At 44.8% G+C, this 11671-nt stretch carries 11 protein-coding genes; 2 read left to right on the top strand and 9 right to left on the bottom strand.

All coding sequences use genetic code 11. From position 1 onward, the window contains the following. Nucleotides 1–199: 199 nt before the first annotated feature. The 7 genes from HHL17_RS29450 to HHL17_RS29420 all read right to left on the bottom strand — a co-directional run bounded on the left by HHL17_RS29450 (nucleotide 200) and on the right by HHL17_RS29420 (nucleotide 7943). The gene (locus HHL17_RS29450; protein ID WP_169228438.1) at nucleotides 200–682 is read right to left on the bottom strand and encodes a RidA family protein; all 483 of its coding nucleotides are present in this window, start codon (nucleotides 680–682) and stop codon (nucleotides 200–202) included. Nucleotides 683–806: 124 nt separating this feature from the next. Beyond that, on the bottom strand, nucleotides 807–1556 hold the full coding sequence (locus HHL17_RS29445) for a hypothetical protein (RefSeq protein ID WP_169228437.1): 750 nt from the start codon (nucleotides 1554–1556) through the stop codon (nucleotides 807–809). 13 nt (nucleotides 1557–1569) lie between these two features. Then, a complete protein-coding gene (locus tag HHL17_RS29440; protein WP_169228436.1) occupies nucleotides 1570–2361 on the bottom strand; it encodes a hypothetical protein in 792 nt (263 codons plus the stop codon). An 18-nt stretch (nucleotides 2362–2379) separates the two neighbouring features. Then, entirely contained in the window at nucleotides 2380–5814 is a 3435-nt protein-coding gene (locus HHL17_RS29435; RefSeq protein WP_169228435.1) for a TonB-dependent receptor, read from the bottom strand. Between the two features lie 96 nt (nucleotides 5815–5910). Beyond that, entirely contained in the window at nucleotides 5911–6870 is a 960-nt protein-coding gene (locus tag HHL17_RS29430) for a FecR family protein (protein WP_169228434.1), read from the bottom strand. 93 nt (nucleotides 6871–6963) lie between these two features. After that, the gene (locus HHL17_RS29425) at nucleotides 6964–7542 is read right to left on the bottom strand and encodes an RNA polymerase sigma factor (protein ID WP_169228433.1); all 579 of its coding nucleotides are present in this window, start codon (nucleotides 7540–7542) and stop codon (nucleotides 6964–6966) included. A gap of 50 nt (nucleotides 7543–7592) precedes the next feature. After that, entirely contained in the window at nucleotides 7593–7943 is a 351-nt protein-coding gene (locus HHL17_RS29420; protein WP_169228432.1) for a winged helix-turn-helix transcriptional regulator, read from the bottom strand. 90 nt (nucleotides 7944–8033) lie between these two features. Between HHL17_RS29420 and HHL17_RS29415 the strand changes: the two genes are divergently transcribed. Further along, entirely contained in the window at nucleotides 8034–8858 is an 825-nt protein-coding gene (locus HHL17_RS29415) for an SDR family NAD(P)-dependent oxidoreductase (protein WP_169228431.1), read from the top strand. A gap of 66 nt (nucleotides 8859–8924) precedes the next feature. After that, entirely contained in the window at nucleotides 8925–9785 is an 861-nt protein-coding gene (locus HHL17_RS29410; RefSeq protein ID WP_206156219.1) for an alpha/beta fold hydrolase, read from the top strand. 440 nt (nucleotides 9786–10225) lie between these two features. On the opposite strand, the gene HHL17_RS29405 is transcribed toward HHL17_RS29410, so the two are convergent. Next, nucleotides 10226–11014 carry an alpha/beta fold hydrolase gene (locus HHL17_RS29405; RefSeq protein WP_169228430.1) on the bottom strand — a complete coding sequence of 263 codons (789 nt, stop codon included), beginning with the start codon at nucleotides 11012–11014 and terminating at the stop codon, nucleotides 10226–10228. Nucleotides 11015–11081: 67 nt separating this feature from the next. Beyond that, nucleotides 11082–11660, bottom strand: a complete 579-nt coding sequence (locus HHL17_RS29400) for a Crp/Fnr family transcriptional regulator (protein ID WP_206156218.1) — start codon at nucleotides 11658–11660, stop codon at nucleotides 11082–11084. Nucleotides 11661–11671: the final 11 nt, after the last annotated feature.

Genomic DNA, 11671 nt, shown 5'->3' with positions numbered 1-11671 from the left:
AAATTGACAGTCTATAAAAGTGCTTTAAATGAAGATAAAACAGAATATGAAGTGACATTTACTTCATTATTCCATGTACAACAACACATCACTGGTTCTAAATAAATCCCATCTGGGCTACAGGAAAAAGGCTTTTAAGCATCTACTTGAAAGCCTTCTGATTTATATTCATCTCTTATTATACCATCACATCAACAGATCATTTATGAACAGGAATGACGGCAGTAGCTTCAACCTCCAGTAAAACATCATCCCGGAACAATTTACTTACCTGCACCAGCGTGCTGGCTGGCGGATGTTGCACATCCACATATTTATCCCTGACAGTACGAAGCGTTTTCAGGTTTTTTGTGTCCAGAATAAAATAGGAAAGTTTCACGATGTCGGACATCTTTCCACCAGCGGCTTCTATAATTTTTTGGATATTGGCGAAAACCTGCTCTGCCTGTTGCTCAAAGTTATCTTTCCCAACAAGTTCACCTTTAACATTTTGTGGCACCTGTCCTGAAAGGATGAGCATTTTATTGGATCCCAGGTTGATAACAGCGGCTTGCGAATAGCCATTGGGTTTAACCACCTCGGGAGGATTAATAAATTGAACCGCGGACTTGTCTGATTGGGCTTTGGCAAGCGATGTCACCAACAACAAGGCAACGACGCTTAAAATAAATTGTTTTCTCATGGCGTTGGATAGTTTCTTTCAAGATAGACATTTACGGGCGATTGACCACTTGATACCAGGAAACAAAAAAAGTGTGCAGCATTATCGCCGCACACTTCGTAAATATTTTACAATCAGCAAGCTGCTACTGTGCTTTAGGTCTTTTGAATAAACGTGCTACTTCGAGCTGAGTAGTGCCAGGCGTAACAAAATAGCTACGTACCAGCCCTTTTTCTTCGTTTTTTGGAAAAATCAAACTGTGCTCGTCAATCGTGCTTTTGGTCTCACCTTCTTCAAAATACCAGCTATCTGTAGTACCGGTTTTGGTAAAGCACAATACATACCTTTTTTCTTTTTCTTTAAAGCCTTCCATCGGCAGATAAGTGGTATGTATCCAGGTGCCTGATTTTACGTTTTGAGCGATGTACACGATTTGTCCCGCGTCGTTTTTCAGAAAGATATCCAGTGCATCGTTACTTTGCGGATAATGGATATAGAAGCTCAACTTGTTGGTAGCCTGATCGGCAGCTGCCTGCTCTATTTTCAGTTCGTTCCCGTTAATGAATACAAAAGGGAAAAACAGTTCAAGCTCGCTGGCGCTCAGGGTTAACTGCCGCTGGAACACATCTTTACCGGATGTTTTGTTTTTTATTTTTAGCAATACCTCATTTTTAGCGAAAGGATAGGTATATATTCTGCTAAAAATAACAGGCATATTGGGCTGCGTAGTGAAACTGCGGTAAACAGTGGTGTCTATCGAGGTTTCCAGTTCGGCATCACCAACATTATAGCCCCACACTTCAATATTGACTGCTTTCATCTGTTCTTCATCCTTGTTGCAGGCAGTAAACATCAACAAAATAACAAGCAGTCTGAGTAATCTTATATTTGACATGATCTGTTTTATTTTAGTAATCCAAACGGGTAGCAAATCTCATCGAACTTCCGGTAGGTAATTCAGAGAAGATATAGAGTTTAGAGGAAGGGGCAGATGACGCCGGTTTGGGAGCGGTAGTTGAAATATCGCTCCAGGTATAGGCAGTGCCATCCACGTACGGCGTATTGGTGCCCGCTTTATATATCCTTGCCTGGAAAGACACCGAGGTCATTACGCCATTATAGTCCTGCCGGGCTGTAGAGAACGTGGAAATCGTTGTTGTCTGGCTAAATTCATTTGGCTTCACATTTTTGATCCGGGTGATTTCTTCAAATACCTTTGGCGTTACGAAATATTTACCGACTACGATATCCACCGGTTCACTGTAATTGGTAACATTAGGCATGAACATATAGATAAGGCTAATCTTATCCGGCGCTACAGCCGGCTTTTCCGGCATATCACTTACTTTACCATCCATGTACAGGAAACTTAAAGTAGCTGCCTCATCTTCCTTTTTAAATTCCTTTTCCAGGACCAGTTTCCCGGTGCTTTTTTCACTTATATTCAACTTAACTGTACGCTGGTCTCCTTTGAAAGTGAAGGCCTCGAATTGTGTAAACGATCCTTCCATCCCAAGCGCCGTTGGCAAAACAATCGTATCCACTTTTACCATAAGCTGCTCTTTTGTAGCGTTGTATCCCTTAATGGTAATAGGCAACACCTGTTCCTGGTAGAGAAAATTGTCGTTGTCTTTATTGCAGGCAGCCAGCAAAAATGTCGCTATGCCGAGCAAAAGCCTGCTGATAGTATTTATTTTCATTTTTTCTGTTTGTTGCTGTTAAAAACTGTAGGATACGGCGAGACTAAACGAAGCTCCTATCTTACGGATAAAAGTATCTGTATCGCCTACACGAACTTTTGCTTTCCCATCGGGAGTATCTTCATAATGCCCTTCCTCATACTTTTGGGAGAAACCCTCTTTCCATTCATATACATCCGACCATTCTTTCATATTCATGATTTCAGTACCCGGTTTCAGGCTATAGGTATTCTTTCCGTTGATAAAAAAGCGGTATGGGCTATTGGTGAGGTTGCTGACATTCAGCCTTACCTGTAATTTTTTATCCTTCAGGAACTTGTAGCTCACCTGGGCATCCACCTGATCGCGCGGCCGCTCCATTTCTGAATAATGGGGCTGCAGGCCTACGGTAAATGTTTTATAACCTGAGTGGTTGAACGCGATGTTAGCGCCCAGCCGGTCGCCTGCATACTGCAGGCCTATATTGTACAATACAGGCACCTGTCCGTACAAAGGACGTTTTTCTTTCAGGTACGTTTTCCTGCGGTAGGAATAAGTTACGCCGTTGGCATCAACGCCAGATCCCATGGCTTCATAACGGAGACCGCTGGCCTGCACTTCAGAGTTTTGTATAGTCAGGTTTCCGCTGAAATACAAATTGTCCAGGAGTTTCGTCCCTTTATAGATAAATCCCAGGCTCTTCCGCAGGTCTACTTCCCATCCGTTTACGTTAGCATAGTCGGAGTTGGCGGTCAGCAGATCTATGGCGCCACTGGTATTGGTAATATCCAGGTACATTTCTACCGGATTTTTGAAATGCTTTTTAAAATAACCAGCTGAGATTACCTCTCCCGGCGCCGGATACCATTCTGCCCGCAGATCGTAATGTGTGATCAATGTAGACACCACACCCGTATTGCGCTGTATGCGGCCATAGAAATAATTGAAACGCGCAAAACTGGAATTTTCTATCAGTGCCGGGCGGATGGCCGACTGGGCGAAGGAAGCCCTGATGTTGAAATTAGTGAACGGCGTAATGGTCAGGTTGCCCGAAGGTAAGTACAGCCACTTCTTATCTTCTGCACTGGCATCGAGGGTTTTGTGCACCAGGTCACCTGTTTCCGGGTCAACATAGCGCCGCTTATCCGAATTGTCCAGGTTAGCCTGCGAGACCTTATCTGCCGCTTCGTCCTTTACCTTTTCATATTTGTAATACTCCGCCCTGATGCCCCACACCAAACGGAGCCAGTGGGTAAAACGGTTGTCCATCATCACGTACCCGGCCTGGTTGTTATTTCTTCCCTCATAACTGTTATTGTTGAAGGCTGCCGGATAATAATACATGTTTCTCAGTGGGTCCGTAAAGTCAATATTCCACTGGTGTACCGGCTTATAGGCATCCATAAAATTCCCGGCTACCCCAATTGGCAAAACGCTCCAATCGTAGTGCCCTTTTTTATCCATATACTGATAACCGGCCTTGAGAACCTGTGGCAACTTTCCGATATTTAACCGATAGCTCAGCGCAGCATCGGCCATCCAATTGGTTTCAACATATTTATAGGAAGAGCGGCTCAGCGGGCCTGGGTTAGCCTTGAGACCAGGCACATAATTGTAAACAGCACCATTCAATGTTGTAATAGGCGACAGTTCCGCATCTACAGCGTCCTGTTCGTGGTTGGTCACCTGGTTGCGGGCCACGCTCCAATCAAACTTAAAACGGCCAACGTTATGCTCACCATTTATCCTGTTCTGTAACAGGTCTATAAACTTAGGCCTGTCGAATTCATGGATAGCAGGATTATCCCCAAACCCCAGGTCGTCTCCCCAGCCTCTTACACGGAAAAACTGGTTGGCAAATACCCTGGAATAAAAATTACGGGAAATGATCTGATGGTTCTTGCCTTTCCATCCTGCATTTAACAATGCGCCCCAGCTGGTGGTAAAATTGTATTGTTTGGCATTTGACTCCTTGATCTCCGCACCCGTTGCCGGATCATACAAATTGTTGCCCTGCTTACTAAAGGCGCCGCGTTCAAAATGTTCGACATCATCGATGGCTTGTTCGTTGCGGTAGCTCAGCGATCCTACTAATCCGATACGGCTGCCCTTCAGGTCGTAGCTACGTCCCAGGCTAAACTGATAATTCTGTCCCGGAGCGGCTTTATAGGTACGGGTCCCCAGTCTTTCAAGGCCACCTATCCTTTTGTTCTGTGCTGCGATCATGTCAGGCGTCACTTTTTCAATGCCTGCAGGCGGGATATGATCATAAGGCTTCTGGGGATTGTAATTGCCTTGTGAAAGTGTAAGGATCTCTTTGGGGAAATGATTTCTACCACCATCATCAAAACCCAGGTAATCGCTCTTCCCCCGTTGGTAGCCCAGGAATTCTTTGCCTGTACTGCCATTGATGTATTTACTGCCGAAGCTGATGGTGGTAAAATTGTTATCGACGATGGCCATTGTATTGATCTGTACCATTCCTCCACCAAAACCGAACCCCATATCAGGTGTAGCTGTTTTAGATACGACAACGTTATCTACCAGGTTACTGGGAACGATGTCAAATTCAAAGTCGCGCACCTGCACATCCGTGCTTGGCAGGGCTGCTCCGTCCATCATGGCAATATTATATCTCTCGGCGATACCACGTACCACCACCCGCCTGTTGTCCGTTGTACTTACGCCCGAAATACGTTTCAATGTTTCCCCGATGTTTTTATCCGGCAACACGGCAATCTGCTCGCGGCTGATACCATTGGAAATACCGGCTTCATTTTTCTGACGGATGTACAGGGAAGCAGTAGTTTCCTTTCTGGCAGAGGATTTCACCACCACCGTCGCCAGGTTTCCTTTCTGTCTTTTAAGCGTAGCGTTTAAGGCAAATGTTTCATTTTCATTTATCGCAATGCCACTTACCTCCTTAGACCCATACCCCATTGAACTGATCATCACCGTATAACTCCCTTCAGATAGTGGTAATGAAAAACTACCTGCATCATCCGTCACCGATCCCATCTCACCAATACGGACAGTAGCGCCGATCACCGGCTCCCCGTTCTCTTCGTCTATGACCTTTCCAATAAGGCGTCCTTTGTCTTTTTTAGCAGGGGCAGGAACGGCCTTTTCTTTTTCAAACAGCACAATTCCTCCAGCCACCTCTTTATACCCGACATTCGCCTTCTGCAATAGATATTGCAGGATTTCAGATAAGCCAGCCTGGTTAAATTCTTTCGGAGCGATACTCCATTGTGCAAGCCGTAGTTTACCAGCATCGTATGCTATATTTACCGGGCAGACCTCCTTCACCTGCCTCATGGCAACATCCAATGTAACATTTGCAAATCGAATAGACAGTTTGACCGTTCCCGGCGCCTGCGCCTTCAATCCGGATGCCGCCAGCATCAGGCAACACAGCATCAACACAAGCCTTATCCTGGTGGAGGCTAATGTCCCTTTTTCTTTTTTTTCCATACCTTTATGATTGCTTTTTTACATGGTAATGTTGCTTTCGTCAAAAATGGCATTACCAAAATGTTTGGCAAATCCCGTTACCAGCGGGGTTTGCTTTTAATATAAGGTGATTGTCTTTCCGCTTATTTTATACTGTATATGATGAACCGCCGCCAGGGAGGCAATAATGTCATTCACTGAAGTCTTATGTATAAAGAATTTGGCATCATAGTGCAGACTGCGGATATCGGCATTGTGGGTAACCAGTGCTACGCCATATATTTCTTTTAACTCAAATGCCACTTCTGAAAATGTAGCAGATTCCAACAGTAAAACACCTTGCCGCCAGACCAACGCCTGTTTCCAGTCAAGGCTGTCAATATTGGAATGCCCGTCTGCCCGGTCCCATTGCAATCTTTTCCCTTTTGAAAGCTCCGTTATTACCTGCACGCTATCGCTCACCTGTACCCGTCCTTGTTGTACCCATACCTGTATCGATGGCTGGTCGTGGTAGGCCTGTATGTTGAAAGCTGTGCCCAGCACCCTTGTTTCCAGGTTTCCCGTCTTCACCATAAATGGTCTGGAACCGTCTTTTTGCACCTCAAAAAACGCCTCTCCTGTCAACTCCAGGCTCCTGGTTTGTTTTCCGTATTGAGAGCTGTATTGCAGCGTAGTGCCGGACTTCAGCCACACCTGTGTACTGTCGGGCAATAGTATTTGTTTCACCTCACCCAGCGGGGCTGCTATTGTAAAATATGTGATCGGTTCTCTGAGGCGGTTGGCCAGGAAAAGCCAGGAGGCGCCGATCAATAATACAGCAATGCAGGCGGCTGCCGTTATCCGGCCACGCATAGGCACGACTTTCCCACCAGCGGCATGATTATTTATCTGTTCCAGAATCTGTAATTGAATCCCTCCTTTGATGGCGCTCTTCTTCCCTTCTTCCTGCCAAAGCCCGATCGGCTTTGTATCATCTACCGAGTGATACCAGTCATCAACGAGCCTGCGCTGATCTTCATTTGTCTTCCCGGATAAATAATGCCGAAGTAGTTTTAACCGGTTATGTAGTTTCATCATATAACAGTCCTCCTGTTATCTACATACCGATGGGGTCATGTGGTACTATAATTTCAATGTTACCGAATTGTGAATTCGTAAAAAGGAGCCTGGTTACAGGATAAAAGGCAGGAAAATCGCCTGGTTTTGCAGGCGGAAGCGAAGCCGTTTAAGGGCGTTGTGTACCTGGTTTTTGACTGTCTGCTCTGAAATGGACAGGCGCAAAGCTATCTCCCTGATGGATAGCTCCTTTTCATAACTGAGGATAAAGACTTCCCGCATTTTATCAGGCATGGCGGCAATTTCCGATTGAACTTTTTCTCTTAATCTGTCAAATTCGTGGTGGTCCTGCTTTTTTTGTTCCGTTTCATCAGGCAGGCTGTAGACAGATAACGGTAAATCTGTGGTGCCTTGTTTGGCCACCCGGTAAATATGGCGGACAACACTATATTTTAAAGCCGTAAACAGATAAGGACTTAGATTACTCTCAACAGTGATCTGCTGCCGGTTTTCCCAGGCGTGAATAAAAATGTTCTGCACAAAATCTTTGGCCGTTGCCTCATCAGCCAGCCTGCGGTAAGCCATCGAAAACATCTCATCCCAATACCGTTCAAACAAACACGTAAACGATGCCGTATCACCCCGCTTTACCTGTTGCCATAAGGCTGCATCATCTAAAGTGTTCCTATCCATGACAAATTATCTTGCGGGCGCAAAGATATAGTTACAGTTTTACCAAAATGTTATTCTTTGCTATGCTTTTTCCCCCATTGCTGCATCTCGATCAGCAACTTTTCAAGACTCCGCCCTTTCTTACTGATACTATACTCCACTCGCGGTGGCACCTCTTTGTAGTCGTTCCGGATAATAAGCCCATCGTCCTGCAGCTCTTTGAGTTGTTTTATCAGCATCCTTTCCGTGATGTTGGTGAGCCTGGTTTTTATTTCTGAATACCGCATTACTTCGTGGTCCAACAGTGCTGCTAAAATGCTTATTTTCCATCTGCCTCCGATAAGCGTGATGGTATAGTACATTCCACAGTTGTTAGCCAGGTCCTTTTCGTTTAAGAAGTTTGTTGAATTTTCCTTTCTCATCACTTTTAGTTGGTACCTACAATTTTGTAGGTACTTGTTCTATGCGAAGGTATAAAATAGTTTTGCATAGCATCTAAACAATAAAATATTATGAAACAGAAAGTATGGCTTATTACAGGTGTCTCTAAAGGACTGGGCCGGGAGATCGCTAAACAGGCTGCAGCAACTGGTGACATTGTGATTGGGACCGTTCGGACAGCTACGGACAAAGCTGCATTTGAAGAGGAACTGAATGCAAAGGCCCACATTATTGACCTGGTGAAAACTGATCAGATAGCTACACTGACAGCAACGATCATTAAAGAATACGGACAGATAGATATACTCGTAAACAATGCGGGCTATGGTGCATTTGGCATGATAGAGGAATTTAACGATAACGAGGTAATCAATCAATTTAACGTGAATGTCATCTCCCTCTGGAAGCTTTGCCAAACCGTATTGCCGCATATGCGTGAAAAAGGGCGCGGAACAATTGTCCAGATTTCTTCCCGCGTAGGGCTTATGGCGGCACCCGGAAATGGCATCTATGCTTCCAGCAAATTCGCCCTGGAAGGAATGACTGAAGCCCTGAAACAAGAGGCAGCACCCTTTGGGATAAAGGTCTTGCTCGCAGAGCCAGGGGCATTACGGACCGATTTCTTTGGGGCATCTGTTCAATATGCTCAAAATGAGTTGCCTGCTTACACCGAAAAACTGGGAAGCATCAGGACAAATACAAAGAATATTAATGGTAAACAACCCGGCGATCCTATTAAAGCGGCAAAGGCAATTATTGAAGCTGTAACAAACGACAGCCCCATTTTCCGTCTGCCCCTGACATCCGGCACTATCGACATCATGAAAGCTAAAATTATCGAGCTGCAAAACTGTATCACACAAACAGAAGAGATCGCAAGAAGCATAGATTATTAACAATAGCAACAAAAGCAGGTTATGAACTTTCCTTTTAAAATAAACAAAGCAATCCGGTTATTTCTGATGCTGATAACTCCCGGTAGTCTTCTGGCACAAATGCCCGCCATGAAAGAAATCAATATTGATCACTCCAAAATAGCCTATTATGAACAGGGAAAAGGAGAAACCATCATCCTCTTACATGGGTGGCCTCAAACCTCGTATGTATGGAGAAAAAATTTTTCTGAGCTCTCCAAACATAACCGGGTGATCGCGGTAGACTTACCAGGGTTAGGCAAAAGCGAGAAAGTTGAAAAATACGATACCAAAAGTATCGCCACACTGATTGACAAATTTACAGATAGCCTTAAAATTGACAAGTTCCATTTAGTGGGACACGACATCGGCAGCTGGGTAGCTGTGACATATGCCATTTTCTTTGAGCGGAAGTTGTCAACACTCACAGTCATTGATGCCAGTATACCCGGACTGATGGACGCCGCCGTTTTCCGGCCTGAAAATGCCAACAAAGTCTGGCAGTTTTATTTTCACGCTGTTGACGCAATACCTGAATTTCTAACAGACGGAAAAGAAAAAGAATATATCTCCTGGTATTTTACGAAGAAGTCTTTTATTAAGACCGCCATCAATAAAGACGACTTGCAGACATACTACAACGATTACAAAGGAACGATGAAAAACGGTTTTGACTACTACCGGGCTTTTGGTGAAAGCGCCAAACAAAACCAATCGTTCAGCGGGAAACTATCCATTCCTGTTTTGGCGATAGGCGGACGTTATGCATTGGCAGAACGTGTAGGTGACGCTATCAGGAAAATTGCGGACCATGTACAAGTTGAAACAATAGAAGAGTGTGGACATTATGTTCCAGAGGAACAACCGGAACAAATCAATAAGCTGATTTTAACACAGATAAAAAAGTAACCATTCAACGAAATGCTTTTATGCAGGTGCATAAAAGCATTTCGTTGAATGGTTTTCTAATATATATTTGGGGATCAGATAGTACGACTGTAAAACTTTTCCAATGGGACTGATAACTTGTCCAAATTGCCAGGACCAGGCTTTCACCTGGTCATATGATGAAGAAAATACACCCCCTACAACATGGGGCTGTTCCAATTGCGGCTATATTGCCCGGGAAGATGAATCCTTTGAAAGGATATGTGTTACCTGCGGAATAAAAAATGAAATGAGACTGGAAGATGACATCAAAATTTACTGGTATTGTCATCATTGTGAAAAGACCACATTAATTTCTGATAGGTGATTTCTCCAACAGCATCAGATCTTTAGAGAAAATACTCGTTCTAACTACAACCAGCGCCCCTCTTCCGAAACCTTATCAAATGTCTGCCCAGTGGCTATTCAAGAAACCCGGGAATCATTGCCATCAATAAATCTGTCTTCGTGGTCAACGCCGTATGCATCGTTCCAGGCAATATGGCCAGTTGTGACACAGGCATGGATAACTCACCCAGACTGCCACCTCCCAATAAACGATACAATTCCACTACATGTTCCGGTTGAACGATATCTGCATCACCGGCGATAATCAATGCCGGCGCCTTTATATTTCTGATATCATCAACGGGCCAATCCTGTATTACTTTGTTGAATGCTGTTACTTTAGCCAGATGTTTGGGCCAGTCTTCCGACTGGGGAGCTGTACTGAGATATTCCGTTTCATAGGGAGTACCTTTCAGGCCTTCGGGGGTGAGCAGTGATTCCAGTCCGCTGAGTTGTGGATGGCGCCCGCTGCTGTTGAAAGTACAGGAAGCGAGGATGAGCTTCCCAACGAGCTCAGGTTGGCGCATGGCGATCTGTAATGCCACACCGGCCCCGGTGCTGTATCCGAAAAAATCTGCATTTTTTATGTCCAGCGCTTGCAGTAACGCTATCACGTCATCTGCCCATTGTTCATAAGAAAGCGGGCGTTCCGGGATATCGGCGGTATGTCCATAGCCCTGAAATTCGAGGGCGATGACCTGCCTGTCTGCTGCCAGCAGCGGAATGAGGCTTCCAAAGGCAGTGCTCACCCCGGAGACGGCCCCGGGCAGCAGGAAAAGAGGTCTCCCCTGGCCATGTACTTCATAGTACATTTTTAATCCGTTTACGTTTGCGTAGCTGCCGCGATTTTCTACAGTAATCATAGCTTTCCGGTTTTGTTAGTACAAAGCTCGGCAGCAGTCAGCAAACGATTCTTGGTCTACACCAACATCAAATTTTCACCTGATTGAATAACTTACTAAAGTTTGTCGGGTCTATTCCCAGATAGGAAGCGATATACTTGTGTGGCACCAGATGCAGCAGCTGTGGGCTTTTCCTGCAAAACGTCAGATAGCGTTCTTCTATGGTCATGGCACGCAGATTAATATGAAGGTTAACCATATCGGCTAACATGGCTTCGATCATCCGTCTGAAAAGTCTTTCTATCTCCCGGGACTGATCAAGTAATTTTTGCAGGTGTTCATAGCTGAGATACTCCATTTCACTGTCTGTCAGGCAGGTGATAAAGTATTTAGAGGGCGTCTGAAAGGAAAAGGATTCAGCGATAGCACATAAGGCGGGAAAGTGGCTAAAGTCGATGACATAGGTTTTGTCATCCGTATCAAAGTGAGCCATCTGTACGCCGCTTTTGACGAAGTACAGTTCCCGTTGGATTTGTCCGGGCACGACAATGGATTCTCCTTTTTTGAAAGAGCGGGACTGCAGATTTTCAATCAGCAAACGGTAGTCTGCCGAACTGATATCGTGAAATTGTCTGAAGTAATGGTAGCGTTCCATAAGTCCTCCCATCTATGATCCAT

Origin of the sequence: Chitinophaga fulva, from assembly GCF_012927205.1 — a bacterium.
Lineage (GTDB): Bacteria > Bacteroidota > Bacteroidia > Chitinophagales > Chitinophagaceae > Chitinophaga > Chitinophaga fulva.
This window is presented reverse-complemented; position numbering and strand designations above follow the sequence as displayed.